Source organism: Kribbella sp. NPDC050470 (assembly GCF_044458365.1).
GTDB lineage: Bacteria > Actinomycetota > Actinomycetes > Propionibacteriales > Kribbellaceae > Kribbella.
Genome location: NZ_JBITHV010000008.1, coordinates 254913 through 280283 on the forward strand (window position 1 = coordinate 254913; position 25371 = coordinate 280283).

At 68.3% G+C, this 25371-nt stretch carries 23 protein-coding genes; 11 read left to right on the top strand and 12 right to left on the bottom strand.

Annotation, left to right across the window (positions count from 1 at the left end; all coding sequences use genetic code 11):
• Positions 1 to 202: 202 nt before the first annotated feature.
• Both ACIBGM_RS25360 and ACIBGM_RS25365 read left to right on the top strand, forming a co-directional pair.
• On the top strand, positions 203 to 649 hold the full coding sequence (locus tag ACIBGM_RS25360) for a hypothetical protein (RefSeq protein WP_396386923.1): 447 nt from the start codon (positions 203 to 205) through the stop codon (positions 647 to 649).
• 43 nt (positions 650 to 692) lie between these two features.
• Positions 693 to 1022 (top strand): cupin domain-containing protein, encoded by a 330-nt coding sequence (locus tag ACIBGM_RS25365; RefSeq protein WP_360534382.1) that lies wholly within the window; start codon positions 693 to 695, stop codon positions 1020 to 1022.
• On the opposite strand, the gene ACIBGM_RS25370 is transcribed toward ACIBGM_RS25365, so the two are convergent.
• Complete coding sequence (locus tag ACIBGM_RS25370; RefSeq protein WP_396386924.1) at positions 965 to 1888, bottom strand: LysR substrate-binding domain-containing protein; 924 nt, start codon at positions 1886 to 1888, stop codon at positions 965 to 967. The genes ACIBGM_RS25365 and ACIBGM_RS25370 overlap by 58 nt on opposite strands.
• Before the next feature lie 70 nt (positions 1889 to 1958).
• Between ACIBGM_RS25370 and ACIBGM_RS25375 the strand changes: the two genes are divergently transcribed.
• Together ACIBGM_RS25375 and ACIBGM_RS25380 are read left to right on the top strand one after the other, a co-directional pair.
• Positions 1959 to 2453: a cupin domain-containing protein gene (locus ACIBGM_RS25375; protein ID WP_396386925.1), complete on the top strand. Its 495-nt coding sequence runs from the start codon at positions 1959 to 1961 to the stop codon at positions 2451 to 2453.
• Positions 2454 to 2670: 217 nt separating this feature from the next.
• Positions 2671 to 3498, top strand: a complete 828-nt coding sequence (locus tag ACIBGM_RS25380) for a hypothetical protein (protein WP_360534388.1) — start codon at positions 2671 to 2673, stop codon at positions 3496 to 3498.
• Here ACIBGM_RS25380 and ACIBGM_RS25385 read toward each other — a convergent pair whose 3' ends face one another.
• The 3 genes from ACIBGM_RS25385 to ACIBGM_RS25395 all read right to left on the bottom strand — a co-directional run bounded on the left by ACIBGM_RS25385 (position 3499) and on the right by ACIBGM_RS25395 (position 5910).
• Positions 3499 to 3804: a DUF6401 family natural product biosynthesis protein gene (locus ACIBGM_RS25385; protein ID WP_396386926.1), complete on the bottom strand. Its 306-nt coding sequence runs from the start codon at positions 3802 to 3804 to the stop codon at positions 3499 to 3501.
• 116 nt (positions 3805 to 3920) lie between these two features.
• The gene (locus ACIBGM_RS25390; protein ID WP_396386927.1) at positions 3921 to 5258 is read right to left on the bottom strand and encodes a glycoside hydrolase family 27 protein; all 1338 of its coding nucleotides are present in this window, start codon (positions 5256 to 5258) and stop codon (positions 3921 to 3923) included.
• A gap of 67 nt (positions 5259 to 5325) precedes the next feature.
• The gene (locus tag ACIBGM_RS25395; protein WP_396386928.1) at positions 5326 to 5910 is read right to left on the bottom strand and encodes a TetR/AcrR family transcriptional regulator; all 585 of its coding nucleotides are present in this window, start codon (positions 5908 to 5910) and stop codon (positions 5326 to 5328) included.
• Positions 5911 to 5996: 86 nt separating this feature from the next.
• Here ACIBGM_RS25395 and ACIBGM_RS25400 point away from each other — a divergent pair, with 86 nt between their 5' ends.
• The 4 genes from ACIBGM_RS25400 to ACIBGM_RS25415 all read left to right on the top strand — a co-directional run bounded on the left by ACIBGM_RS25400 (position 5997) and on the right by ACIBGM_RS25415 (position 9229).
• Positions 5997 to 7829 (top strand): FAD-dependent oxidoreductase, encoded by a 1833-nt coding sequence (locus tag ACIBGM_RS25400; RefSeq protein ID WP_396386929.1) that lies wholly within the window; start codon positions 5997 to 5999, stop codon positions 7827 to 7829.
• Positions 7826 to 8008: a hypothetical protein gene (locus ACIBGM_RS25405; RefSeq protein WP_360534398.1), complete on the top strand. Its 183-nt coding sequence runs from the start codon at positions 7826 to 7828 to the stop codon at positions 8006 to 8008. The genes ACIBGM_RS25400 and ACIBGM_RS25405 overlap by 4 nt, the downstream gene beginning before the upstream one ends.
• 76 nt (positions 8009 to 8084) lie before the next feature.
• Complete coding sequence (locus ACIBGM_RS25410; protein ID WP_360534400.1) at positions 8085 to 8330, top strand: hypothetical protein; 246 nt, start codon at positions 8085 to 8087, stop codon at positions 8328 to 8330.
• An 83-nt stretch (positions 8331 to 8413) separates the two neighbouring features.
• Positions 8414 to 9229: a hypothetical protein gene (locus tag ACIBGM_RS25415; protein ID WP_360534402.1), complete on the top strand. Its 816-nt coding sequence runs from the start codon at positions 8414 to 8416 to the stop codon at positions 9227 to 9229.
• A gap of 3 nt (positions 9230 to 9232) precedes the next feature.
• Here ACIBGM_RS25415 and narI read toward each other — a convergent pair whose 3' ends face one another.
• The 4 genes from narI to ACIBGM_RS25435 are packed head-to-tail and all read right to left on the bottom strand — an operon-like array spanning position 9233 to position 15892.
• Complete coding sequence (narI, locus tag ACIBGM_RS25420; RefSeq protein ID WP_360534404.1) at positions 9233 to 9928, bottom strand: respiratory nitrate reductase subunit gamma; 696 nt, start codon at positions 9926 to 9928, stop codon at positions 9233 to 9235.
• Positions 9925 to 10536 (bottom strand): nitrate reductase molybdenum cofactor assembly chaperone, encoded by a 612-nt coding sequence (gene narJ, locus ACIBGM_RS25425; protein WP_360534406.1) that lies wholly within the window; start codon positions 10534 to 10536, stop codon positions 9925 to 9927. The genes narI and narJ overlap by 4 nt, the downstream gene beginning before the upstream one ends.
• Entirely contained in the window at positions 10533 to 12197 is a 1665-nt protein-coding gene (narH, locus tag ACIBGM_RS25430; protein ID WP_396386930.1) for a nitrate reductase subunit beta, read from the bottom strand. Before narH ends, narJ begins: the two co-directional genes overlap by 4 nt.
• On the bottom strand, positions 12197 to 15892 hold the full coding sequence (locus tag ACIBGM_RS25435; RefSeq protein WP_396387069.1) for a nitrate reductase subunit alpha: 3696 nt from the start codon (positions 15890 to 15892) through the stop codon (positions 12197 to 12199). Before ACIBGM_RS25435 ends, narH begins: the two co-directional genes overlap by 1 nt.
• A 228-nt stretch (positions 15893 to 16120) precedes the next feature.
• On the opposite strand from ACIBGM_RS25435, the gene ACIBGM_RS25440 reads away from it, so the two are divergent.
• Complete coding sequence (locus ACIBGM_RS25440) at positions 16121 to 17329, top strand: nitrate/nitrite transporter (protein WP_396386931.1); 1209 nt, start codon at positions 16121 to 16123, stop codon at positions 17327 to 17329.
• Between the two features lie 10 nt (positions 17330 to 17339).
• Positions 17340 to 18203, top strand: a complete 864-nt coding sequence (locus ACIBGM_RS25445; RefSeq protein ID WP_360534414.1) for a universal stress protein — start codon at positions 17340 to 17342, stop codon at positions 18201 to 18203.
• Between the two features lie 83 nt (positions 18204 to 18286).
• Here the strand turns inward: ACIBGM_RS25445 and ACIBGM_RS25450 are convergent, their stop codons facing one another.
• The 3 genes from ACIBGM_RS25450 to ACIBGM_RS25460 all read right to left on the bottom strand — a co-directional run bounded on the left by ACIBGM_RS25450 (position 18287) and on the right by ACIBGM_RS25460 (position 20798).
• Complete coding sequence (locus tag ACIBGM_RS25450) at positions 18287 to 19267, bottom strand: hypothetical protein (RefSeq protein ID WP_360534416.1); 981 nt, start codon at positions 19265 to 19267, stop codon at positions 18287 to 18289.
• 181 nt (positions 19268 to 19448) lie between these two features.
• Entirely contained in the window at positions 19449 to 20030 is a 582-nt protein-coding gene (locus ACIBGM_RS25455; RefSeq protein WP_396386932.1) for a dihydrofolate reductase family protein, read from the bottom strand.
• Positions 20031 to 20141: 111 nt separating this feature from the next.
• Entirely contained in the window at positions 20142 to 20798 is a 657-nt protein-coding gene (locus ACIBGM_RS25460) for an alpha/beta hydrolase-fold protein (RefSeq protein ID WP_360534420.1), read from the bottom strand.
• 140 nt (positions 20799 to 20938) lie between these two features.
• On the opposite strand from ACIBGM_RS25460, the gene ACIBGM_RS25465 reads away from it, so the two are divergent.
• The gene (locus tag ACIBGM_RS25465) at positions 20939 to 21742 is read left to right on the top strand and encodes an SAM-dependent methyltransferase (RefSeq protein ID WP_396386933.1); all 804 of its coding nucleotides are present in this window, start codon (positions 20939 to 20941) and stop codon (positions 21740 to 21742) included.
• Positions 21743 to 21801: 59 nt separating this feature from the next.
• Here ACIBGM_RS25465 and ACIBGM_RS25470 read toward each other — a convergent pair whose 3' ends face one another.
• On the bottom strand, positions 21802 to 25347 hold the full coding sequence (locus tag ACIBGM_RS25470; protein ID WP_396386934.1) for a PQQ-dependent sugar dehydrogenase: 3546 nt from the start codon (positions 25345 to 25347) through the stop codon (positions 21802 to 21804).
• Positions 25348 to 25371 lie beyond the last annotated feature (24 nt).

A 25371-nucleotide genomic window follows, 5' to 3' on the forward strand; every position in this document is an offset into this window, starting at 1 on the left:
CGCGGCGGGATTTGTCGGAGCCGCCGTCGTGGTCGTGGTCGTGGGCGCACAGCTTCAGGCTGGTGGTGAACCAGGAACTGGTCCGCCGCCTTCGACCTTCCTGCCGGGAACCGTGTCGTCGGCTTCCGGGACGCTTCCGGCGTCCGATGAGACCGGTCCGGCCGGTGCCTGTGCGACCCAGGTTGCCGCTGCTGAAGCGGTGGTGAAATCCGCGCGAATTGCGGCCGGGCACTGGCGGGAGCATGTCCAGGCCCGTACGGATCTCATGGCCGGGAAGAACACCGAAGAGACGACCAAAGCGATCTGGAAGCGGACTCGGCTTGCCGGACCGGCTGATGTCGCTCAACTTGCCACGGTCACGGCCACGTACGACAAGGTCGTCCGGGGGTGCGAGGGACTGACCAGCCCGGAGGCGGTCGCCTGCGCCCAGCGGCTGACCACGCTCCAGGCAGCCGCGGCCAGCGGGCGAGCTGCGGCCGGCGACTGGGCCGCTCATCTCGAGATGATGAGAGCCCACGCGGACGGCGACTTCGGCGCCGAACATGCTCAGGAAATGTGGGTCACGGCCTGGGAGAACGCGGCGAGAAACCTCAACGCGTTCGCGCGGGCCGACGCGGCCTTGGCAAGCGCTCCGGCCTGCCTGCCGTGACGAGCCGCTGAAGGACAGCGCGGTGTCGTGCCATCATCGAACGATGGACGTTGCGGTGATCAACCAATTGGCTGCCGACCTGCTGGTGAAGGCAGGGTCTGCCGACAGCGGGCGCAGTTCGGTGACTGTCTACAGCAGGTCCGGCGCGCGGCTCCGGCAAACGCTCATGGCGCTGGCCGCGGGCCGGATGATGGGCGAGCACAAGAGTCCCGGGGACGCTTCGCTGCTCTGCCTGCAGGGTCGCGTCCTGGTCCACGCCGGCGAGGCGGAGGTCGAACTCGGTCCGGGTGGCCTGGTCGCCGTACCTCCGCAACGTCACGACATCGAAGCCCTGGAGCCGTCCGTCCTCTTGCTGTCGGTTGCCTTGCACTGACGGCGGGCGGTCTCGTGGAAGGCGGGCAGGGCGGGATTGGTGTTGTCCGCGGACCAGGCGAGTTGCAGGGTGAGCTCGTGGCCGGTGATGGGGACGAAGCGGACGCCGGCCATTGACACCGCTGCGTAGGAGGAGGCGACGGCGGTGACGCCGAGGCCCGCCGCGACGAGGCCGAGTGCGGAGATTCCGCTGGCCTCTTGGACGATGTCCGGGCTGAACCCGGCTGCGCGGCAGGCCGCGATGAACTCGTCGTACGCGAAGACGGACCGGTGCCGCGGGAAGAACACGAACGGCTCGCCGGCGAGCTCGGACAGGGCGATCCGGTCACGGTCGGCCAGTCGGTGATCCAGCGGTACGCCGGCCAGTAGCGGCTCGGTGAGCAGTGTCTCGAGATGTATGCCTGGCGGTGCCGCGGAGGCACGTACGAACCCGGCATCTATGCGCCCGGCGGTGAGCGCCGCCAGTTGCTCGTCGTCGAAGCTCTCGCTGATCCGGAAGCCGATCTCGGGGTGCGCGTTCCGGTGTGCCCGGATGATCGCGGGCAGCAGTGCCGGTGCGACCGACGGAAGGATCGCGACGGTCAGCTCGCCCCAGTCGCCTTCGGCAGCGAGCCGGGCCAGCCGTACGGCGCGATCGGACTCGGTCAGCGCCCGGCGAGCCTGCTCGAGCACTGCTTGACCGGCCCGGCTGAGCGCGACCCGCCGACTGGTGCGGTCGAACAGCCGGACCCCGAGGATCCGTTCGAGGTCGCGGATCTGCCGGGACAGCGCCGGCTGGGTGACGCGCAGGCGCTCTGCGGCGCGGCCGTAGTGGAGTTCGTCCGCCACTGTGGCGAACGACCGCCACAAGCGGGCATCCACATCCATGCAGCCACGTTATCAATCACGAACCAATAGGCCTTGGACATCATCGATGGATCCCGGTTGGCTGGAACCCATGACATCAGACACCCGCAGGCTGATCGCCGATCCGGAGGCCCAGACGGCGATCTGGTTCCTGGGCGTGCTGTCCCAGGTGCGCGTGAGCGGCGAACAGACCGGCGGAGCCTTCTCGCTGACCGACAACCTGGCCCGGCGCGGGGACGCCAGCCCGGTCCATGTCCACGAACGTGACGACGAGATGTTCCTCGTGCTCGATGGTGAGCTGCGGGTCCTCGTCGGCGATTCCGAGCACACGGCAGGTCCTGGCACCGCCGCTGTGCTGCCGAGACGCGTGAGCCACGCGTACGTCGTCACCTCGACGACGGCACGGTTCCTGTCCCTGCACACGCCCGCCGGGTTCGAGCAATTCGCCGCTGAGGTCGGCCGGCCCGCTCCGGCGCTCACGCTGCCGCCCGAGCCCGTGCAGCGGCCGGACTTCGCCGTACTCGCGAAGACGGCTGCTCGGCACGGCATCGCCCTGCTGGGTCCGCCACCTCGGCCGTCCTGGTAACTGCGCTCACCAATATCGGCGAACGCCAGGAACAACCGCGCCCCGATCCACCGCCTATCGGCAACACCTGTGCGCTGCGGGGGTATTCGCGGGGGCTGTCGTTTGTTGGGTGTGGGGGCGGGTACCGCATGGGCAAATCAGCGGCGTAGAACGACGCACATCGCCGCCCGTGATCCGCTGGGGAGATCCGCCGGGCTGATCGAAGGGAAGCGGAACGATGGATCTCACCCAGTCGTGGAACGACGCGGTCGGCGCAGTGATCAACTTCTTGCCGAAGTTCGCCCTGTTCCTGGTCATCCTGCTGATCGGATGGCTAATTGCCAAGGCGCTGCGCAAGGTCGTCGAGGTGGTGCTCACCCGGGTCGGCTTCGACCGAGCGGTCGAACGTGGCGGCGTGGGCCGGGCGCTAGCGCAGTCGAAGTACGACGCCAGTGGCCTGATCGCGGCGCTGGTCTACTACGCGGTCCTGCTGATCGCTCTGCAGTTCGCCTTCGGCGTCTTCGGTCCGAACCCGGTCAGCGACCTGCTCGCAGCGATCGTCGGATGGCTGCCGCGGGCGGTCGTCGCGATCGTGATCGTCGTGGTCGCCGCCGCGGTCGCCAACGCGCTGCGCGACCTCGTCGGCAGCGCACTGTCGGCCCTGAGCTACGGGCAACTGGTGGCGAAAGCGGTTCAGATCTTCGTCATCGCGCTGGGAATCATCGCGGCCCTCAACCAGATCGGTGTGGCCACCACGGTGACGACGCCGGTCCTGATCGCGGTCCTGGCCACCGTCGGTGGCGTCATCGTCGTCGGCATGGGGGGCGGGCTGGTACGCCCGATGCAGCAACGGTGGGAACGCTGGCTGAACCGTGCCGAGCAGGACTTCCCGAACGCGCGCGCCCGCGACGAGGCCTACCAGCGCGGCCGTGAGGACGCCGAGCGCAGCCAGTACCCGCGCGAGCCGAGTGAGCCGAGTGAGCCGTCGGCCGGGATGAGCGTCGGACTCGAAGGCGAACGACCCCGGCCGTCCACGAACCCGCCGCCGACATCGCGGGGAATCTGATCAGCGCGGCGCGGACGCCATACTCACCGCGGCCAGCAGCCGGATCGTCACCCAGTCCAGGGTGGTCCCGCCTGTCCAGCCACGCTCGACCGCGACGTCGTGTACGCCGTTGGCGTACGCAGCCAACTCGACCGGGCCGGAGCGGCCCGCGGTGAGTCCGAGGATGTCGCGGATCGCGGCCGCATGCTGGTCGATGGCGGCTTGAAGCGCCGGCGCGAAGGGGTTCAGTTCCGGCATGATCCGGTCGCGCAGCGCGGCCAGTTCTCGTCTGGCCCTGGCATCCTGCAAAGCCCGCACCCAAGTCACCCCAGCAGGCTACGGATCCACTCCCGCGCCCGGGAAGCCGTGTTCGGCTGACTGGCTCCCCGGACGCTGTGTTGCCCGTTATCCGGTCAATTCTGCGGGCCTCGATCCCAACGAGGTCAGGACAGGGTGATCAGGCGGGAGCCGTGGGCTGGGACTGACTTGGCGGTCCAGGACTTGTTGTGCCTGCCCAGATCGCGGTGGTCGACCAGGTCGCGGACCTTCTTGCTGCCGTGTACGGCGAGTTGCTGCCAGGAGACCGTGATGTCGGCGGGCTGGTCTCCGAGGTTGTAGACGGCGACGGCAAGGCGGCCGTCGGGCAGGCGCTTCTTCCAGACCTGCAGGGTTCCGGCGGTGACCTGGGTGGGGATCACGCCGGCCTGGTCGACGGCGATCACTTCGCGGTTGGTGAGGATCGAGACGGCCTTGTCGTCGATGTTCGAGAGGTCGCCGCCGACGTACAGGGGTGAGGAGGCCATCGACCAGAACGTCATCACGCTCTGCCGTTCCACGTCGGTGATGCCGTCCTGGATCCCGGCGCCGGTGTTGTTGTTGATCGGCATCGAGTCGAGGTCCGGCCAGTAGTTCGGCTCGACCACGTCGAGCCACTTCGGCAGGTCCTCCCACCGGTTGTCGACCGAGCTCGTCCAGGTCGACACGGTGTTGCAGTAGCACTCGACGTCGGTGTCGACGCGGACGCTGTTCGCCCACGGCCGCAGGCCCTCGCCCGCCTCGCGCGGAATCGGCCAGGCGCTCGCGGTCAGCCACATCTTGCGGCCGCTCTGGTCGATCGCCTTCGACCAGGCCTCGATGTCGGGGATGTTGTCGGTGGTGACGCCGTCGACCTTGACGAAGTCGACACCCCAGGACGCGAACCGGTCCGCGATCGAGTCGAAGTACGCCTGCGCGCACGGTTTGGTGAAGTCGATCTTCCAGTCGCCGCCCCACATGTTGGTCGGCGTCAGCGGCATCACGGTGATGTCCTGGGTCGTGCAGTCGGTACCGACGATCGGGGCGTTCTTGTCGTAGATCGCCTTCTGCAGGCCGGCGCCGCCGTACAGACCGAGCTTGAGGCCCTTGCCGTGGACGTACCGGGCCAGGCTGGCGATGCCGTTCGGGAACCGCTCGGGGTCGGCCTCGGGGATGCCGTTGGCGTCCGTGCGGAACTGCCACTCCCAGTTGGCGTTCCAACCCGCGTCGAGGTTCACGTTGGTGTACCCGGCTCGCTTCAGGTTCGCCGCCATCGAGTCGGCGGTCGCCTTGATGTGCTCCTCGGTCAGCCACTTCGTGCCGTAGTCGGGATGAGTCGACGACTGCACACTCCAGCTGCTCCACCCCATGAACGGCTTCACACTGAAGTCACTCTTGGCCTGCGCCGGCACCACCCCGGCAGTCAGAGCCAGTGGTACGGCGGTCACCAGCGCAAGCACACGGCGGACGAGACGAACGGTGATCATGACGGGGCACCTTCCGTAGCGGGGCGTGCCCGGTACCGTACGGCGGGTTAATTCACCCCGTCAAGTATCAGTCCATCCCTACCGGTGCCACTGCCGGAGTCAGGAACTCGACGGCACGGTCGGTCCACCCGGCGCGCGGCGACCCGAATCTGAGGACCTCCGCGAGATAGCTGCCGACCAACATGCCGAGCACCGTGTCGGGATCGACGGTCTCGCGGAGCCTGCCTGTGCTGATGTCGAGGTTCATCAGGTCGGCGAGTGCGCCCATCCGGGTCGCCAGACGTGCGCGTACGGCGGCGGTGAACACCGGATCGCTGTCGGCGATGACGGCTGCGGCGCCACCCGGACCGAGCCGGTTCTCCAGGATGTCGCTGATCCGGTCCAGAACCCAGCGCAGTTTCTCGGCGACCGGGAGGTCGGGCGCCAGGGGAGCCGGGTCGATGAGGTGTTCGAGGACGGTGGTCATCAGCTCGTCCCGGCTGCGGTACCGGCGGTAGATCGTCGTACGGGCGACACCGGATCGAGCCGCTGTGGCGTCGATGTTGACCGCGGCCGGCCCCTTCTCCTTCAGCAGCTCCATTGCCGCTTCGATGATGCGCTGGTCGGTCGACTCGAGCCGGGGCCGGCCGCGGTTGGAGCTGCTGTGAGGCATGGGGCCCAGTCTGCCGGGAATAGATCCGCATCCATTTACGCTACATCATCTGTAGCGTAAATCTTTCGTGCAAGAGGAGGAACATCATGATCGGCAGTAACCTCCGCGGCTCCATCGGGAGCGTGCCGGAGCGTGGCATCCCGGACGAGGTCGACGTGGCAGTCGTCGGTTCCGGCGGAGCCGGGTTGATGGCGGCGCTGGCCGCCGCGAAGGAGGGAGCGCGGGTTCTCGTCGTGGAGTCACGGGAGATCGTCGGTGGCGCCACCGGGATCTCTGCGGGCGCGGCGTGGATCCCCAACCACGGCTTCTCGACCGGCGACCTGCAGGTCGACGACGACCTCGACCAGGCTCGGCGTTATCTCTACGGCGAGGGCCGGGACAACGTTCTCGACCACGACCTGGTGGAGCAGTTCCTGCAGACAGGGCCGCAGGTCGCCCGGTTCATCGAAGAGCACACCTCCTTCGGGTGGATCCCGGCGATCTGGCCGGACTACCGCTCCGACATCGACGGCGCGTCGGTCGGCCGGGCCCTCTTTCCCGGCCCCTACTCGCCCGAAGGTCTGGGTGAGGCTGCGAAGTTCGTGCGGCCGGCCCTGACGACGGGCATGGCCAAGAATCCGCTCCCGTTCTGGTTGCTGGGTGGGATCGGCAGCGAGGACGTCTGGCTCGCCGGGCCGGCGTTGGTCGGAGCCCTGCTCGAGGCAGGCCTGCGCAACGGTGTCGACGTACGCGTGGAGGCTCCTGTGGTGCGGCTCGTCACAGACGAATCGGGGGTGCGGGGCGTGGTGGTCCGAGCCGATAGCGTCGAGCACACGGTGCGTGCCACCAAGGGGGTCGTGCTGGCCAGCGGCGGGTTCGAGAGCTCGCCCGAGGTCACCGGAACCTACCTCGGCGCGCCTTTCGGCGTTCAGGTCTCGCCAAAGGGTCATGACGGCATTGCGATGCAGTTGGCTGAGGAGGTCGGCGCTGATCTGACCGGGGTGGAGGACGCCTGGTGGATGCCCGGGGTGCAGTTGCCCGGCGAAGAACTGGAGGGCCGCCCACTCAGTCGGGTGTTCCTGGGGGAGCGGGCGCTGCCGCACAGCATCATGGTGAACCGCAAGGGCGACCGCTTCGCCAACGAGGCCCTTCCGTACGACCAGCTCGGGAAGATCATGCGAGCGGTCGACCCGGAGACGGGCGCCATGCCGAACGCCACGGCCTGGCTGATCTTCGACCAGAACTACTGGACGAAGTTCGGGATCTTCGGCATCACCCCGGGCGGAGACGTGCCCGACTACCTCCATCGCGCCGACACGCTGTCCGAGTTGGCAACCGAGATCGGGGTCGATGAGGTGGGGCTGCTCCGCACCGTCGACCAGTTCAACCCGCAGGCCGCACGCGCTCGCGACCCGCAGTTCAACCGCGGTGGCACGCTGTTCGACCGTTACTTCGGCGCCTTCTATCCCCGGCTGGGCAAGAACTCGCCGGACGCACGGTTCCCCGCTGCCACCGCAAAGGCCCGGCTGGCCATCGCGGCACTCATCGGGCCGGTTGTCAGCAAGCTCGCGGGACGGGTGGCGAAGAACAACGACCCTGAACGCGTGCGTTCCCTCGTGGTCGGGCCGCTGGCGAAGATCATCCGGCGCGTACTGAAGAGTCCGAAGTCGAGCGTGCTGGGACCGGTCGACACCGCCCCGTACTACGCGCTCAAGGTCGAAGCCAGTGCGCTCGGCACCGTGGGTGGTCCGAAGACCGACGCGCTCGGGCGCGCGCTGAACACCGAGGGCGAGGCCATTCCGGGCCTGTACGCCGCCGGCAACGCAGGAGGCGCACCCACGAAGGGGTTCTACGGCGGAGCTGGAGGCACCATCTCGCTCGGGCTGGTCTTCGGCTACCTGGCGGGACGCGAAGCGGCGCAGCAGAGGAGCACGCGATGAGTGCGATCGACCTGGTGATGCTGGCCGTGATCGGGGTGCTGACACCCATCATCTGCTTCGGCGGCATCGGCTTGGCCTACCGAACGCAGCAGCGCGCCCCGACCAAGAAGCCCCGCAAGACGCCGGCGAGAAGATCTCCGGGACCGGCGGCTTCGCCCTCGTCTGATCGGTCCCCATGATGAGGGCTGCAGGGGTCGGGTATGTAGGGCCGATGTGCCCTATTGCGGCGGCGCTTGTTGGGGGCACTGTGAAGACGTGGCTGGGAAGAGATGGGACGAGCTGAGTCCCAGGATGCGCCGCGTCGTCATCGCCGCGGGTGCGTTTGACAGTGTGTTGAAGATCGCCGCGCTGGCCGATCTGGCACGGCGGTCGCCTGCCGAGGTGCGGGGGTCGAAGGTGCGCTGGGCGGTCGCGATCACGTTGACCAACTCGGTCGGCGCGGTGCCGATCGCCTACTTCACCTACGGCCGCCGCCGCTCGTTCCCTCAGGTCCATCGGTAGCAGGGAGGTGAGACGCCGTGACCACCAGAACAGAGAGCCGTTCGACTCAAGCGAGCGGCGCGGGGGTGCGACGGACTGCCCTGATGTTGTGGTCAACCGTCGTACTTGCTCTGGGCATCGTGCTCGCGTCGGCGTACGGCCTGTTCGCTGCCGAGCCGTATCGGGATCTCCCGGAAGCGACCGTGCTGGGCGCCAAGGCACAGGACGTCTGCAGCATCGTGGTTGCCGGCCTGCTGGTCTACTTGGTCCGTCGCCGCTACATCTCGCCGCGGGTCCATCTCGTCCGGCTCGGCCTCCTGGCGTACGTCGTCTACAGCTACGCGATCTATCTGACCGGCGTCCCGATGAACCGCGTGTTCCTCGTGTACGTCGTGATCGAGTCGCTGGCCGGAGCCGCGCTCCTCGACGGGCTGTTGCGGTTGCGCGGTACGGCGTGGTCGCGGGTCGGATCGCGGCGCCTCGAGCGCGGGACCGGGTGGATGCTGGTCGTCGTTGCGATCCTGTTCGCGCTGCTGTGGCTCTCGACATTGGCGCCGTACGCCGCCGGCGGGAGTGCTCCTGAGCCCGAGGGAGTCGGAGGTACGCCGTACCCGGTCTTCGTGCTCGACCTGGTGGTCGTGCTGCCGTGCATCGCTGCCGTTGGCCTGATGCTGCTACGCGGTCGCGCCGTCGCCGGCCCATTGGCGGTGGTGGTGCTGATCAAGATCGTCACGCTGTTCACCGCACTGTGGGCAGGCATGGTCGCGGTCCTGGTCACGGGAGAGACGTTTGATCTCGGACCCGACGCCGGGCCGTCGGCGGTGCTGCTCGTGGTGAGCGGTTGGCTGGCTCTGCGGTGGATTCGCGTCTTGCGCGCCGACGAACGTGAGTTCCTCCGCCCGAGCCTGTGGGAGAGCTAGCCGCTACGGGCGGGAGCGGGGGCGGGTGTCTCGGGTGCGGTAAACGATGTAGGGACGGAAGAGGTAGCCGACGGGGGCACTGAAGGCGTGGACGAGGCGGGTGAAGGGCCAGATCGCGAAGAGGAGCAGGCCGATCAGCGTGTGCAGCTGGAACGCGAACGGGGCGTGTTCCATCGCCTCGACGTCCGGCTGCAGCACGAAGAGCGAGCGGAACCACGGCGAGACGGTTTCCCGGTAGTTGTGCTCCGCGCCGACGGCGCCTGAGCCGAGCAGAGTTGTCGCGAGCCCGGCAACGATCGCCGCCACCAGGACGACGTACATGGTCTTGTCGTTCTTGGTCGTGGCCATGAAGACCGGCCCCTGGGTGCGCCTGCGGTAGACCAGCAGGACTACGCCGACGAGCGTGCAGACACCCGCCACGCCGCCGAGCACCAGCGCCTGAATGTGGTAGCCGTGCTCGCTGAGACCGGCGGCGGAGGTCCAGGACTCCGGGATCACCAGCCCGATCAGGTGGCCGATGATGACGACCAGGATGCCGAAGTGGAACAGCGGGCTGGCGATTCGCAGCAGCCGGCTTTCGTAGAGCTGGCTGGACCGCGTCGTCCAGCCGAACTTGTCGTACCGGTACCGCCAGATCGTCCCGACCACCAGCACAGCGATGGTCACGTAGGGCAGGATCACCCACAGCACAGTGCTCATCGCGGTCCTCCAGTCGGGTACGGTTCGAGGCCGACGCGTTCCTGCGGCGGTCCTTCGGCGGCGATCCGGCGCGCCGCGAGCAGCACGTCGGGTCCCGACGGGGGAAGGGTCGCGAGCACCGTCTCGACGAGTTGCGCGTACGGCGACCGATGCCGATGCAACGCGTCCTTCAGCAGCTCCAGTGCAGCGCGGTGCTGCGTAAGCAACGCCACCCCAGCCTTGGCGTCACCGGTCGCGGCGAACTCGAGTACGACGCTGAGGTGATCCGGCAGCTCGTCATCCGGTGGTGTCAGGCCTGCCGCGCGATAGATATCCTTGAAACCGACAAGTGCCTTGCCACGTTCACGGGTGTCTCCGTGGGTCCACCAGGTCAGGTAGAGGCAGCATCGTGGCCGCAGATCGAACGTCGCCACATAGTCGCGTTGGGCGGCGGCCGGCGTGGACGCCGCAAGGTGCTCGGCGAACGAGCGCAACGGCGCGCCGACATCGGCGGGCAGCGTCGAGAGCGCATCGGTGATCATCGGGAGTCGATCGAACAACTCCTCATCGGGGTAGGCGAGCAACAGCGAGGCTGCCTTGTGCGCGACCGCGGTGGTCTGCCGGCTCATTGCTCATCGCCTTCCCGCCGGGGCGGGAACAGACCGGCCGGAGTTCCCTGTCCGTCCCAGTTGAGCAGGTTGACCCGCCGTGAGACCGTCTCCGGACTCGCTGCCTGGTCGTCGGTCTGCCGATGCCGCAATGCGTGGAACGTCTCGACGGCCACCGGCACCGGACGGCCGGATGCCTCGCCGAACGGCTTCGATCCGGTGAGGTACATCCCCGGCCCGCCGTCGTAGTCCAGCGAGCAGCCGATCTCCTCCAGCTGCCGCCCGGTCTCCTCGTACGCGGTGGGGATCACGTACCGGTCGTCGTACTTGGCGATCGCGAGCAGCCGGTACATCGCCGAGATGCTCGCCTCCGTCATCCCGACGCCGGCCGGGATCTCCGGCCGGGCCGGGCGGCCGAGGTTCAGGTCGCGCTGGTACGAGCGCATCGCGGCGAGCCGGCGCAGTACGCCGTCCACCACGGCGGTGTCGCCGGCGGTGAACAACTCGGCGAGGTACTCGATCGGGATCCGCAGCGACTCGATGGCGCCGAACAGGTTGCCGGCCTCCTCGGCGTCGTGCCCGGTCTCGCGGAGCGCGTCCACGACCGGCGACAGCGGCGGGATGTACCAGACCATCGGCATGGTGCGGTACTCCGGATGCAGTGGCAGGGCGACCTTGTACTCCTTGGCGAGCTTGTAGACCGGCGACCGCTGTGCCGCCTCGATCCACTCCGCGCTGATCCCTTCCTGTTCCGCGGCGCGGATCACCGACGGGTCATGCGGATCGAGCAGGACGTCGAGCTGGGCGGCGTACAGGTCCTTCGGGTCCTGCACCGAGGCGGCCGCGAGTACGGCGTCGGCGTCGTACAGGAGCAGGCCGAGGTAGCGCAGCCGGCCGACACAGGTCTCCGAGCAGACCGTGGGCAGGCCGACCTCGACGCGCGGGTAGCAGAACGTGCACTTCTCGGCCTTGCCGGTCTTGTGGTTGAAGTACACCTTCTTGTACGGGCAGCCCGACACACACATCCGCCAGCCGCGGCAGGCGTCCTGGTCGACCAGGACGATGCCGTCCTCGGCCCGCTTGTACATCGCGCCGGACGGGCAGGACGCGACGCAGGACGGGTTCAGGCAGTGCTCGCAGATCCGCGGCAGGTAGAACATGAAGGTCTGCTCGAACTGCAGCTTGACGTCGCGGGAGAGCTTGGCCAGCACCGGGTCCTGGACGGCGAGCTCCGGTCCGCCGGCCAGGTTGTCGTCCCAGTTCGCCGACCACTCGATCTTCATCGGCTCGCCGCTGATCAGGCTGCGCGGCTGGGCCACCGGCATCTGGTCGCCGAGCGGTGCGCTGGTGAGCTTCTCGTAGTCGTAGGTCCAGGGCTCGTAGTAGTCCCGGATCGACGGCAGCTTCGGGTTGGCGAAGATGGTCAGCAGCTTGCGAAGCCGGCCGCCGCCTTTCAGCTTCAGCCGGCCGCGCTTGTTCAGCTCCCAGCCGCCGCGCCACTTCGCCTGGTCCTGGTAGGTGCGCGGGTAGCCCTGGCCTGGTCGGGTCTCGACGTTGTTGAACCAGACGTACTCCATCCCGGTCCGGTTCGTCCACGCCTGCTTGCAGGTGACCGAGCAGGTGTGACAGCCGATGCACTTGTCGAGGTTCATCACCATCGCCAGTTGCGCCATCACCTTCATCAGTACGTCACCTCCTGAGACCGGCGACGGACCACAGTGATCTCGTCGCGCTGGTTCCCGGTCGGGCCGAGATAGTTGAACGCGAAGGACAGCTGCGCGTAGCCGCCGATCAGGTGTGTCGGTTTCACCAGCAGCCGGGTCAGTGAGTTGTGGATGCCGCCGCGCTTCCCGGTCGTTTCGGTCAGCGGTACGTCGATGGTCCGCTCCTGGGCGTGGTGCACGAACACGGTGCCGGTGGGCATCCGGTGGGAGACGATCGCCCGACAGACGAGTACGCCGTTCCGGTTGACCGCCTCTACCCAGTCGTTGTCCTTGGCGCCTATTGCCTCGGCGTCGGCGGGGCTCATCCACATCGTCGGCCCGCCGCGGGACAGCGACAACATGAGGAGGTTGTCCTGGTACTCGGAGTGGATCGACCACTTCGAGTGCGGCGTCAGGTAGCGAACCGTCACCTGCCGCTGCCCGTCCGGCCCGACCTGGGGCTCGCCGAACAGCAGGTTCAGGTCCAGCGGCGGCCGGAAGACCGGTAGCTGCTCGCCGAACTCGGCCATCCAGTCATGGTCGAGGAAGAAGTGCATTCGGCCGGTCAGGGTGTGCCACGGCTTGAGGTGTTCGACGTTGACCGTGAAGGGCGCGTACCGGCGGCCGCCGGTCTCGCTGCCCGACCACTCCGGGCTGGTGATCACCGGCACCGGCCGCGCCTGGGTGTCGGCGAAGACGATCCGCTTCTCCTCGCTGCCTTCGGCGAGCGCGACCAGCGGGGTGCCCGTCCGCCGCTCGAGTGCCCGGAAGCCCTCCACCGCGAGGCGGCCGTTCGTCGTACCCGACAGGGCGAGGATCGCCTCCGCGAACTTCTTGTCGGTGTCCAACGCCGGCCGGCCCGCCGCGACCCCGGCCGACATGACGCCGTTGCGGTGCGCGAGATCGTCGACCTCACGGTCGGGTATGACGGTGACCGCTTTCGTCGTCACGCCGAGCCGGTCGACGAGCGGCCCGAGTGCGGCGAGCTGCTGGGCCACCGCCGCGTAGTCGCGCTCGACAACGGTGAGGCCCCACATGGTCTTGCCGGGAACCGGGTCGGTGTCCTCGTGCCGCCAGTCCCGGACGACACCGCCCGGCTGGGCGGTCTCGCCTGGTGTGTCGTGCTGCAGCGCCGTCGCGACCAGATCCCGCCGTACGCCGAGGTGCTCGGCGGCCAGCTCACTGAACCGGCCGGCGATGGCGTGGAAGGCGTCGAAGTCGGTTCGGGTCTCCCACGGTGGATCCACAGCCGGGTTGAACGCGTGCACGAAGGGGTGCATGTCGGTGCTCGACAGGTCGTGCTTCTCGTACCACGTCGCGGCGGGCAGCACGATGTCGGACAGGAGCGTGGTCGACGTCATCCGGAAGTCCATCGAGACGAGGAGATCGAGCTTGCCCTCCGGCGCCTCGTCGTGCCAGGTCACGTCGCGCGGGCGCTTGTCCGGCGGGGTCTCGGTGGCGCGCAGGTTCGCGTCGGTGCCGAGCAGGTGGCGCAGGAAGTACTCGTTTCCTTTGCTCGACGAGCCCAGCAGGTTGGCCCGCCAGACCGTCAGCACGCGGGGCCAGTTCGCCGGCGCGTCCGGATCCTCGCACGCGAACCCGAGGGTGCCGTCGCGCAGGCCGCTGACGACGTGCTGCGCCGGGTCGTTGCCCGCGGCATCCGCTTCGTCGACCAGGTCGAGCGGGTTCCGGTCGAACTGTGGGTGCGACGGCATCCAGCCGAGCCGCGCCGACTGCGCGACGACATCGGCAGTGTGCATCCCGGTCAGGGCGCCGGTGGCGAGCGGGGAGGCGAGTGCGTCGGCCTGGTAGCCGTCGTACCGCCACTGGTCGGTGTGCGTGTACCAGAACGCGGTGCCGATCATCTGCCGGGGCGGCCGGACCCAGTCCAGCCCCATCGCCAGGGTCGCCCAGCCGGTGATTGGCCTGCACTTCTCCTGTCCGACGTAGTGCGCCCACCCGCCGCCGTTGCGGCCCATGCAGCCGGTCAGCATCAGCAGGCTCAGGATCGCCCGGTACGTCGCATCGCCGTGGAACCACTGGCAGATCCCGGCGCCCATGATGATCATCGACCGGCCGCCGGACTCCTCGGCGTTGGCGGCGAACTCCCGGGCGATCCGGGTGGCCGTCGCGGCCGGCACCGAAGTGATCTGCTCCTGCCACGCCGGTGTGTACGGCGTAGCCGCGTCGTCGTACCCGCTCGGCCAGTCTCCGGGCAGGTCTGCGCGACGTACGCCGTACTGGGCGAGCATGAGGTCGAAGACGGTCGTCACCAGTCGCCCAGCCACCTCGACGGCGGGAACACCGCGGCGGAGAGTACCGGCGCCGGCCGGCTCGTCGAAGCGCGGCAGCAGGACCTCGACGCCTGTCGTGCCGGTCAGGTCCTGGACTGTCAGTTGCGGGGAGACGTCGCCGAGGTCGAGGTTCCAGTGCCCTACGCCGGAGTCGGTGTAGCGGAAGCCCATCGAGCCGTTCGGGACGACCGGCTCGTGGGTCCGGCCGTCGAGCAGGACCGTCTTCCAGGCCGCGCCTTCGGACTCGTCGCCGAGGTCGGCCGCAGTGAGGAACTTGCCGGGAACCTTCGCACCGTCCTTGTCCTGCAGCGTGACCAGGAACGGAAGGTCGGTGTACTGCCGGACGTAGTCGACGAAGAACGGCACGCGCCGCTTCACGAAGGACTCGGTCAGGATCACGTGGCCCATCGCCATCGCCAGGGCGCCGTCGGTGCCGGGCTGGGCCGGCAACCACTCGTCGGCGAACTTCGTGTTGTCGGCGTAGTCCGGCGACACCGCGACCACCTTGGTCCCGCGGTAGCGCACCTCGGCCATCCAGTGCGCGTCCGGCGTCCGGGTCACCGGCACGTTCGAACCCCACATCAGCAGGTACGACGCGTCCCACCAGTCACCGGACTCCGGTACGTCGGTCTGGTCGCCGAACACCTGTGGTGAGGCGACGGGCAGGTCGGCGTACCAGTCGTAGAACGACGTCATGCAGCCGCCGATGAGCTCGATGAACCGGGCACCGATCGCGTGCGACACCATCGACATCGCGGGGATCGGGGAGAAGCCGGCGACCCGGTCCGGGCCGTGCGCCTTGATCGTGTGCACATGGGCGGCGGCGATCAGCTCGGCCGCCTCGGACCAGCCGATCCGCACCAGGCCGCCCTTGCCGCGAGCCTGGTGGTACCGGGTCCGGCGGACCGGGTCACCGACGACGTCGGCCCAGGCGGCGACGGGATCCTGCAGGCGCTCCTTGGCCTCCCGGTACATCTCGACCAGGACGCCACGGGCGTAGGGGTAGCGAACCCGGGTGGGGGAGTAGGTGTACCAGGAGAAGGCGGCGCCGCGTGGGCATCCGCGCGGCTCGTACTCGGGGCGGTCCGCTCCGACCGACGGATAGTCGGTCTGCTGCGCCTCCCAGGTGATGATGCCGTCCTTGACGTACACCTTCCACGAGCACGAGCCGGTGCAGTTCACCCCGTGGGTGGAGCGGACGACCTTGTCGTAGCTCCACCGGTCCCGGTAGAAGACGTCGCCACTGCGGCCGCCGCGTTTGTGGATCGTCCGCAGGTCGTCGGACGTCTCGGCCCGGCTGAAGAACCGCCCGGTGCGTAGCAGCGCCTCGGCCGCCGCACCGTCCAGACCAGCTGATGCCCTGCCTGGTTCCGTGCCCATCCCCATCCCCTTCGGGTCGAAGCCGCTGACCTGTCCACCGAACTGCAGGGTGCGCGGTTTAGTCAATGGCCCCTCATCGTGTCGGGCCTGTTGGCGGGTGGGCCGCGTCCTTGTGCCCTTGCATCACGGGACTTCTGCCCCTGACTGCGGGTGGCCCGTGCTCCCTAGGCTCGACGGGAGCCCGACGGGTGGCTCGGCACGATGTGAGGAGGCATAGTGGTGACCTCGATGCCTGATCAGCCGGAAGTCGAAGTGCCGGCGCGCCGTGTAGCGGCGCGACCGGTGGTTCAGCTTGCGGTGGCGACGACCGGATTCCTGTTGACCTTCTGGGCCTGGGCACTCATCAGCCCGCTGGGCGCCAGGTACGCCGACCGGCTCGACTTGAGCTCCTTCGAGCAGGCGTTGGTCGTCGCCACCCCTGTACTGGTCGGCTCACTCGGCCGGATCCCGGTCGGGGCGCTCACGGACGCGCTCGGCGCCCGCCGGATGATGCCCGCGATCGCGGCGCTGACCGTGCTGCCGGTCCTGTTCATCGGACTGGTCGCGGACAGCCTGGCCACATTGCTGCTGGGCGGCTTCTTCCTCGGCCTCGGCGGCACGTCGTTCGCGGTCGGCGTACCGCATGTGAACTCGTGGTTCGAGCCGTCCCGCCGCGGCACCGCGATCGGCATCTTCGGCGCCGGGACCGGTGGTACGGCGCTGTCGGCGTTCACCACTGTGCCGATCACGGACGCCTGGGGTGAGGAGGCGCCGTTTCTGTTGGTCGCGGGGCTGCTCGTGGTGCTCGCCGTCGTCTCAGCGTGGTTGCTGCTCCCGGCCCCGGGGTGGTCGGCTGGATCGCCCCATGGCTTCGTAGGTCGTGCCTGGCGCACGGCTCGCAGGCCGGTGACCATGCAGCTGGCCTTCCTGTACGCCGTCGGGTTCGGCGGATTCGTTGCCTTCAGCGTCTATCTGCCCTCCTACCTGCGGAGCGCTTTCGACCTGACCCAGTCGGACGCCGCGTTCCGGACCGCGGGGTTCGTGGTGGTCGCGGTGGTGATGCGCCCGGTGGGCGGGTGGCTGTCCGACCGGCTGCACCCGGTTCCGATCCTGATCGCCGCCTTCGCGGCGACCACGGTGCTGGCCGCCGTGGCCGCAATCGAGGCGCCACTCATGCCGGTGGGTACGATCGCGTTCCTCGGTCTGGCTGCCGCGCTGGGCGCGGCCGCCGGGGCCTGTTTCGCGCTGGTCGCCAAGGTCGTTCCGCCAGAACAGGTCGGCGCGACCACCGGCATCGTCGGCGCCGCCGGCGGCCTGGGCGGATTCTTCCCGCCACTGGTCATGGGCGTGGTGCGCAGCGCGACCGGCGACTACACCGTCGGCTACCTGTTGCTAGCAGCAACGGCAGCCGCCGCGACTGCTTTTACCTGGCTGGTAGTACGCCGAGCAGCGAGCTGAAGGGCGGATCATGGAGAGTGCAGGGAAGTTCATCCTCGTCGGGGTCGACGCCGGCCCCGCGAGTCAGGTCGCGTTGCGCTGGGCGGTCGACGCTGCGGCTGCGCGGAGCCGGCCCGTGCGGGTGGTGTACGCCTACTTGGACCAGGCCGTCGAGTGGCCCGCGACCGGCGCCGAGGGCTACGTTCCCGAAGTGCAGGTGGACCTGTACCAGTCCGAGCTCGACGCCGCGGTCCATTTCGTCCGCGATCGCCTGGGGTACGAGAACGGATCCGGCTGGCTGGCCGGAGACAAGGCGGCGAACGCGATTCTGAAGGAGGCGTCCGAGGCGGAGCTCGTCGTGCTCGGCTCGCGACCACACAGCAAGCTCGGAGCTGCCTTGCTGGGGTCGACTGCGACAGCTGTCACGGCGAAGGCGCCGTGCCCGGTGGTCGTGGTGCGGGGAGCCCCCGCGACCGGTCCGGTGCTGGTCGGCACCGACGGCTCTGCCGATTCCGAAGCCGCTGTGCTCTTCGGTTTCCAGGAGGCGGCTCGGTCCGGCAACCCGCTCGAGGTCGTCTACTGCTGGCAGCCGCTGGCTCGCCAGGAGGCGGCGATCGACGACGCGGAGGAGCTGCTGCGGAACTGGCTGGCCGAGAGCCTGGCGCCGTACCGGGACAAGTTCCCAAGCGTGCGAGTCCGGGCCGAGGTCGTCGCCGGGAAGCCTGCCGCCGTCTTGGCAGAGCGCAGCAGCGACAGTTCGATCCTCGTAGTCGGCTCCCGCGGCCGCGGCGGCGTAGCCGGCCTCCTCCTCGGCTCCGTCAGCCAGACCCTCCTACACCACGCAACCTGCCCCATCGCCGTCGTCCGCCCAACCAACCCCCAGCCGGCGTCCTGACTGAAGACCCCGGACGCGCCGGCGGCTGGTGCGTCCGCTCGGGTTGGTCGAGCGGACGCATCCAGCACCTGACCGGTTGGCGGTCAGAGGGTGTTGAGGGTGATGGTGCCTGGGGCGAGTCTGTCGGTGGAGACTCGGTCGTTGCCGGTGAGGGTGTCGATGGTCAGTTGGTCGGCTGGTTCGGCGTCCGACAGGGCGACCTCGGCTTTGAGGCCTGAGATGCGGACGTTTCCGTTGGAGCCGGAGACGCGGATGTGGTCTCGGCCGGGGGTGCCGGTGACGGTGACTGCGTCGACTGCTGCGTCGCCGCCCTCGGTGTTGACCTGGGCGCCGAGGTCGATGTCGACCTTCTGGACGTCGGTACCGCGGAGGTCGTTGACGGTGACGGTGTCTGCGCCGCCCAGGGCGTTCAGCTTGACCCGTTCGACGTTGTCGGTGTCCATCACGATGTTGCCGAGGTCGCGGGTGAAGCGGAGGCGGGGACCGTTCGCGATGGCGGCGAAGCGCTCGGCGCCGCCTGCGCCGTTGAAGAGCATGGTGTCGGGACCGCGACCGCCCTGGATGACGTCGCTGCCGTCGCCCGGGTCCCAGATGAACGTGTCGGTGCCGTTGCCGAGGAACGCCGTGTCGGTGCCGCGGTTGCCGTCGACGGTGTCGTTGCCGTTGCCGGTCCGGAAGAGTTCGTTGCCGCTGCCACCGAACGCGGAGTCGTTGCCGTTGCCGGTGTCCACGATCGTGAACGGCTGCACCTCGGCGCCGTAGTCGATCCGTACGACGTCGTTGCCGGCGCGGCTGTTGACCTGGATCTGGACGAAGTCGCTGCGGTTGACGGTGCGCGTCGTACCGTTGCCGAAGTCGACCTCGAGGACCGACGTGTTGGTGGCCGGCACGCGTAGCGTGAGGTTGTCGGCGTTGTTCGTGCCGGTGACGATCAGTTGTCCGGTGTCGATGACGACGCCGCCCGTCGGCGCGGCGGACGCCGTACCGGCGAAGCTCACTGCGATGCCGGCGGCGACGGCTGCCGCGCTCAGACCTCGGCGGAGTCGTCTTGTCGTGCTGCTCATGATCGGGCCCCTCCCATTTGTCGCGGCTGCCTCGGATCGACGTGCCGCGCTGTTGGGGGCTACACGGGCACCGTCGCCAACCGGTTCAGGGGAATTTCCTGGAAGTTGCCTAAAGCACCTAAAAGACGAACCCGGGCCGACGGTGAACCGGATCGGCCCGGGGTCCGTGTACGAGGCGAGATCAGGAGGTGGTGGTGGTGTCGTAGACCAGTTTCTGGATGCCGTTGGGGTACGACTGGCTTTCGACGAGCGTCAGGTTCTGCTTGTCCTTGTCGGTGTCGCTGAACAAGCGCTTGCCGGCACCGAGCAGGACCGGGAAGACGAGCAGGTGGTAGCGGTCGATCAGGCCGGCGTCGGACAGGTTGCGGTTCAGGGTCGCGCTGCCGTGGACGATGATCGGCCCGCCGTCGGTCTCCTTGAGCGCCGCGACGTCGTCGAGTGACCGCAGGATGGTGATGTCACCCCAGTTGGTCACCAGGTCGGCGTCCTGCAGGGTGGTGGACACGACGTACTTCGGCATCGTGATGTAGCGGGGGAAGTCCTCGGTCATGTTCGGCCAGACCGGCGAGAACGCCTCGTAGCTGACCCGGCCCATCATCATGGCGGCGGCCTGGTCCTGCTCGCGGCCCTTGAGTTCGTAGGCGGACTCGTCGAAGGCGATGTCCTTGAACGTCCAGCCCGAGTTGCGGTAGCCGGTGTCTTCACCGGGCGAGTCGACGACGCCGTCCAGCGAGACGAAGGCAGTGGCGATCAGGGTGCGCATGTCATGCTCCTTGCTTCGGTTGGTGTGCAGACGTCACTGCGTCGATCGAGAGCCGCCGGACACTACACAAGCCGCCCCAGGAGAAAGTGTGACGCCGGTCACATTCCATCGTCAGCTGTTGAAAGCCCAGGCCGCCATCAGGGGGAGTTCTTCTCGCCAGAAGGGGTCGCCGTGGTCGCCGGGGCGTTCGGTGATGACGACGTCGGCGTCGGCGGCCTGGAGGGCTTCGGCCCAGCGGGCTGCGTTCTCGTAGAACCAAGGCTCCTCGGTGCCTCCGACGAGGTAGGTGCGCGGCAGCGTGGTCTGCATGTCGCCGGGCGGCTGATAGCCGCCGCCGGGGGAGGCGCAGAAGATCGCGCCGTAGATGTCCGGGTGGCGAAGGCCGGTGGCGAGGGCCAGTTCGCCACTCGCGGAGACACCGAACACCGCAGTGCGCTCAGGCGGCAGCGCGACGTCGAAGCGCGTCCGCGTCCACTCGCGGACGTCCTCGACGAAGAACTTCTCGTGCGCCGCGAACCGCTCCGCGTCGAAGCCCGGTGAGTACTCGTGGATCCGCTGCAGCTCGTCGTCCAGGCGGTGCGCAGCCACGAGCATCGTCGGCGGTACCTCGTCCGCCTCGTTGAGGAACTCGCCCCACTGCGAGATCAGCTGCCCGTCGCCGGCGAACACGACCGCCTCGGGCGTTCCGGATGGGACGTACGCCGTGACCTGCCGGCCGCCGTCGTACTCGAACGTCTCGGTGACCAGCTCGCCCGCGCTGGATGACATCGTCCGTCGCCTCCTCGTCACTGGCATTTCCGACACAGCATGCCGAGAATCTTGTAGTGTCACAGTCTGCGAACTTTGCAGGCACTTTGTGTGATGCGTACCGGCTTCCGCAGCCTTTCATGACCGAGGAGTTCTCGCCTATGCCTGACGCCATCAGTCCCCTGATCAGGACGGACATTCCGCACTCGGCGCGGATCTGGAACTACTGGATGGGGGGCAAGGACCACTTCGAGGTGGACCGCCTCGCGGGCGACGCCGGAGCGGAGGTCGATCCGGAGATCACCACCATGGCTGTGCAGTCGCGGCAGTTCCTGGTGCGTTCCGTGCGCCACCTGGCCTCCGAGGCCGGTATCCGGCAGTTCCTCGACATCGGAACGGGCCTGCCGACGATGCAGAACACGCACGAGGTCGCCCAGAGCGTGTCCGGCGACGCGAAGATCGTCTACGTCGACAACGACCCGATGGTGCTCGCGCACGCCCGCGCGTTGCTGACCAACACCACGCCCGAGGGCGTGACCACGTACGTCGAGTGCGACTACCACGAGCCCGAGCAGATCATCGCCGACGCCAAGAACGTGCTGAACTTCAACCAGCCGATCGGCGTCATGTTCATGGGCGTGCTCGGCCACGCCAAGACGTACGACGACCTGCGCCGCATCATCTCCACGGTGATGGACGCCGTCCCGTCGGGCAGCTACCTCACGATGTGGGACGGCACGACCGACAGCCAGGCGTACGTGACGTTGTGCGAGAACTACGCCAAGACCGGCGGCGTGCCCTACGTGCCGCGGCCGCAGGACGAGATCCGCGCGGTGTTCGACGGCCTGGAGATGATCGAGCCCGGCTTCGTGTCGATCACCCAGTGGTGGGCCCACGAAGACGACCGCGAGCTGGCCGACGCGCAACCGATCTCCGCGTACGGCGCTGTCGCCAAGAAGCCGTAGTCCGAGGCTGCAACACGCTCCCGCTGCGCCACCCGGCGCAACGGGAGCGAGCCGCGGTCCTACGAGATGCCTGTAGTCATGTCCGTCTGGATCTCGGCGGGAGTGAGCGGCCGGTTGTAGATGCGGATGTCGTCGAGCAGGCCTCGCCAGCGTTCGTTGGCGCAGCTCGTGCAGGCGGACTGGCCGAACACGAGCGCTTGCGTGTTCGGCACCGGTGCCGTGGTCTCGCTCTCGGTCAGGACCGCCGTACCGTTGAGGTAGAGGGTGTACGTGTTCGCGGCGTCGTCGAAGACGGCGGCCAGGTGCGACCACTGGTTGAGCGGGATCGGCGGAGCGCTGCTCGCGTGCTCGCGACAGCCGTTGTTGTTGAAGCCACTGGCGATCGTGGTGCCGGTGGTCTGCAACCAGTAACCGCAGCCGCCGGTCAGCTCCTTGATCAGGACGGTCTGGTAGGCGGTCAGCGCGGTCGGGTTGACCCAGGCTTCGAAGGTGAAGCTGGAGTTGAGGTTGAGCGAGGCCGAGTGCGGCACGGTCACGTTGCCCGTCGATCCGTTGAACGACAGGGCGGCGCCGTACTTGCCGGCTGCTGACCAGGTGGCGCCGGACAGCGTGCCGTGGTTCCCGCTGCCGGACGAGTCGCCCACGTTCGTCCCGGTGCCTTCGTTGAAGCCCCAAGCGCCGACCAGGCCGCTGGGCAGGGGCGTCGAGGTGAACGTCGCTGTGTAGCTCTGCGGCGTCGCCGGCACCGTGATGGTGTGCTGTTGCCCGCCACCGTCGGACCATGACGCGAAGGTGTACGACGTGTTGCCCGCGACCTGGTTGCGAGCCTCGATCGTGTGGTGGAAACCGACCAGGGTATCGGCGACGAACGGCGTCGTCTTCGCGATACCGTCGAAGTACAGGGTCCGGCCGGTCGGCACGCTGTCGAAGGTCAGGTTCACCTTCTGCGGAAGGATCGTGACGGACTTGGTCGAGCTCAGGCCGGTCGAGTCGCGGACCGTCAGCGTGATCCGGTAGCGCGTGTTGCCGGTGTAGTCGTGGCCTTCGGTGGGGATCGTGAAGCTGCCGCTCTTGACCCCGGTGATCGGCGTGCCGGGATGGACGTGACCGTCGTGCAGGAAGTCGATGTTCCAGGTGAATGCACTGGCCGGTAGCGAGCCGTCGTCGGGATCGGTGCCGTCACCGGAGTAGGTGATGACGTCGCCGGCCTGGAACTGGGCGCCGTTGGTGGGCGCCAGGATCGTCGCCACCGGGAGGCTGCCGACGTTGATCGCGATCGGCGTGGAGATGGTGCTGTTCACGCCGTCGGAGACCGTCAGCCGGGCCTGGTACGCACCGGCCGTGGTGTAGGTGTGGACCGGGTTCGGTTCGGTGGACGTGGAGCCGTCGCCGAAGGTCCAGGCGTAGCTGAGCGGCTGGCCCTCGGGATCGGACGAGCCGGCGCTCGAGAACGTGACCTCGAGCGGGGTCGGGCCGGCGGCCGGCGTCGCGACGGCGTTCACGACCGGCGCCTGGTTGGACTCGACGTACTTGATGCGGCGGATCTTGCTGACGCCGAAGGTTCCACTGTCGTCGGAGTAGCCCAGGTCGGCGTAGTACAGGGCGCCGTCCGGTCCTTGGGCCAGATAGACGATGTCGCCGTACGGGCCGTCGACCGAGCCGTCCGCGGGCTCGAAGTTGAAGCTGCCCGTGACGGCTCCGTTGTCGTCCAGCGTGACGCCGCGGATCCAGTTCTGGGCGTAGTCGGCGTAGAAGTACGCGCCGCGGTACGCCGCCGGGAAGGCGGTCCCGCGGTAGACGAAGCCGCCGGTCACGGAGGCGTCGCGGCCCGCGTGCGGCCAGTAGATCAGCGGGCTCGTGCACGGCGCCGAGCACGGCCCCTCGCTGTTGGGCCAGCCGAAGTCCGCGCCGCGGGTCGCCAGGTTGACTTCTTCCTCGGCCGTCGCCGGATCGTTGCCGCCGACATCACCGATGAACAGGCGGTCGGTCGGCGGGTCGTAGTAGGCCCGGAACGGGTTGCGCAGGCCGCGCGCCCAGATGGTGTCGATGTTCGGGCCGGACCCGTCGTAGAACGGGTTGTCGGTCGGCGCCGTACCGTCGGTGTTGATTCGGTGCACCTTGCCGCGCGGGTTCGTCAGCAGTTGCGCCAGTTCGGGGATGAAGTGCTCGCCGGTCGTGAAGAGCAGCTTCCCGTCGTTGGCGAAGTTCAGCGCGCCGCCGTGGTGCTCGGCGTCGGCGTCCTGCGGGTCCTCGTAGAGCACGAACTCACTGCCCGGCACGGTGCCGGTGAGGGTTGCGTTCGCGGTGAACCGGGAGACGCGGTCGTGGTTCGGCGTACCGAGGGTGTAGAAGACGTAGTAGTAGCGGTTCGTCGCGAATCCCGGGTCCAGCGCGATGTCGTACAGGCCTTGCTGCACGCCGGCCGAGCCGATGTTCGCGATCTGCAGGAACAGCGTCGAGCTCGGTTGGGTGTACGGCGGCGGCAGCACCTTGATCTTGCCCTGCAGCTCACCGACCAGCATCCGGCCGTCCGGCAGGAACTCGAAGGTGGTCGGCAGGTCGAACCCGGTCGCCAGGATCTCGTTCTGGAAGTGGTTCGTGTTCGCGACGTTGACGTTGATCACTGTCGACGTCGTAGTGTTTCCGGCCTCGTCGCGGGCGCGTGCCGACAAGGTGTGCGCGCCGTTGCCGACCGTGCGACTGTCCCAGCTCAACGCGTACGGCGCTGTCGTGTCCTCGGGACCCTTGGCCGCGCCGTCGACGAAGAACTGGACACCGGTGACGCCGGTGTTGTCGGACGCGTTGGCGGAGACCGCGACGATGTCGCTGACGCTCGCGTTGTTCGCCGGCGCGGTCACGGCGACCGTCGGCGGAGTGGTGTCGATGGCGCCCACGTCAGCCTTGAAGGCGACCATGTGCATCACCCACGACGACCCGTTCTGGGTGGCGGTGGCCTGGTGTGCACCTGTCGTGGTCACAAGCTTGTCTTCGGTGCGGTTGCCGAACTCGCTTCGCCTGTTGGTGAATCCCGTACCCACGGCTGTGACGGTGTCGGCGGACGCGCCGGCTCCGAAGATCAGGTCGTGGGCGTTGGTGGTCGTCGCGGTCCCGCTGTTCATCGCGCTACCGGTCCCGACCGCCGCCGAGCTGACGTCCAGCGGACTCGTCTTGTCCATTCCCGTGTACTCATGGATGTACAGGCCCGACCAGGTCGAGCTGCTCAACCTCGCGCTGACGGTGTTCGTGCCAGCGGCGACGTTCTTGGCGTAGAACACCTGGGAACTGAGCGTGTTCCCGTTCCAGCGCTGGACCGGCGCTGCGGGCGCGTAGACGTTGCCCCGGGAGTCGGTCACGGTCGCGGTCGACGTGTTGTTCCACACCAGGTAGACGACGACCAGATTGCCGCCGGTGTTGGCGCTCGAGAACGCCAGGCTGTTGAGCGCGCCGTTGACCTGCTTGGCCCGACTCTGGACGTGAGCGGGCGTCGCCGCCTCAGCTGGGCTCGGCATCGCGACCAGACCGAACACCGCCATCGCTGCCGCCAGCAGGACCCCCACCGGCCTGCCGAACCGACTCCACGCATGCACCATTACCCCGCCCCCCATCCGCGGATCATGCCCCCCCGGCTC

Excerpts from the sequence above, each read along its gene's own strand:
- ACIBGM_RS25365 (WP_360534382.1), top strand. The coding sequence starts at position 693 with ATGGACGTTGCGGTGATCAACCAATTGGCTGCCGACCTGCTGGTGAAG.
- ACIBGM_RS25370 (WP_396386924.1), bottom strand. The coding sequence starts at position 1,888 with ATGGATGTGGATGCCCGCTTGTGGCGGTCGTTCGCCACAGTGGCGGAC.
- ACIBGM_RS25375 (WP_396386925.1), top strand. The coding sequence starts at position 1,959 with ATGACATCAGACACCCGCAGGCTGATCGCCGATCCGGAGGCCCAGACG.
- ACIBGM_RS25380 (WP_360534388.1), top strand. The coding sequence starts at position 2,671 with ATGGATCTCACCCAGTCGTGGAACGACGCGGTCGGCGCAGTGATCAAC.
- ACIBGM_RS25390 (WP_396386927.1), bottom strand. The coding sequence starts at position 5,258 with ATGATCACCGTTCGTCTCGTCCGCCGTGTGCTTGCGCTGGTGACCGCC.
- ACIBGM_RS25395 (WP_396386928.1), bottom strand. The coding sequence starts at position 5,910 with ATGCCTCACAGCAGCTCCAACCGCGGCCGGCCCCGGCTCGAGTCGACC.
- ACIBGM_RS25400 (WP_396386929.1), top strand. The coding sequence starts at position 5,997 with ATGATCGGCAGTAACCTCCGCGGCTCCATCGGGAGCGTGCCGGAGCGT.
- ACIBGM_RS25405 (WP_360534398.1), top strand. The coding sequence starts at position 7,826 with ATGAGTGCGATCGACCTGGTGATGCTGGCCGTGATCGGGGTGCTGACA.
- ACIBGM_RS25415 (WP_360534402.1), top strand. The coding sequence starts at position 8,414 with ATGTTGTGGTCAACCGTCGTACTTGCTCTGGGCATCGTGCTCGCGTCG.
- narI (WP_360534404.1), bottom strand. The coding sequence starts at position 9,928 with ATGAGCACTGTGCTGTGGGTGATCCTGCCCTACGTGACCATCGCTGTG.
- narJ (WP_360534406.1), bottom strand. The coding sequence starts at position 10,536 with ATGAGCCGGCAGACCACCGCGGTCGCGCACAAGGCAGCCTCGCTGTTG.
- narH (WP_396386930.1), bottom strand. The coding sequence starts at position 12,197 with ATGAAGGTGATGGCGCAACTGGCGATGGTGATGAACCTCGACAAGTGC.
- ACIBGM_RS25435 (WP_396387069.1), bottom strand. The coding sequence starts at position 15,892 with ATGGGCACGGAACCAGGCAGGGCATCAGCTGGTCTGGACGGTGCGGCG.
- ACIBGM_RS25440 (WP_396386931.1), top strand. The coding sequence starts at position 16,121 with ATGCCTGATCAGCCGGAAGTCGAAGTGCCGGCGCGCCGTGTAGCGGCG.
- ACIBGM_RS25445 (WP_360534414.1), top strand. The coding sequence starts at position 17,340 with ATGGAGAGTGCAGGGAAGTTCATCCTCGTCGGGGTCGACGCCGGCCCC.
- ACIBGM_RS25450 (WP_360534416.1), bottom strand. The coding sequence starts at position 19,267 with ATGAGCAGCACGACAAGACGACTCCGCCGAGGTCTGAGCGCGGCAGCC.
- ACIBGM_RS25455 (WP_396386932.1), bottom strand. The coding sequence starts at position 20,030 with ATGCGCACCCTGATCGCCACTGCCTTCGTCTCGCTGGACGGCGTCGTC.
- ACIBGM_RS25460 (WP_360534420.1), bottom strand. The coding sequence starts at position 20,798 with ATGTCATCCAGCGCGGGCGAGCTGGTCACCGAGACGTTCGAGTACGAC.
- ACIBGM_RS25465 (WP_396386933.1), top strand. The coding sequence starts at position 20,939 with ATGCCTGACGCCATCAGTCCCCTGATCAGGACGGACATTCCGCACTCG.
- ACIBGM_RS25470 (WP_396386934.1), bottom strand. The coding sequence starts at position 25,347 with ATGGGGGGCGGGGTAATGGTGCATGCGTGGAGTCGGTTCGGCAGGCCG.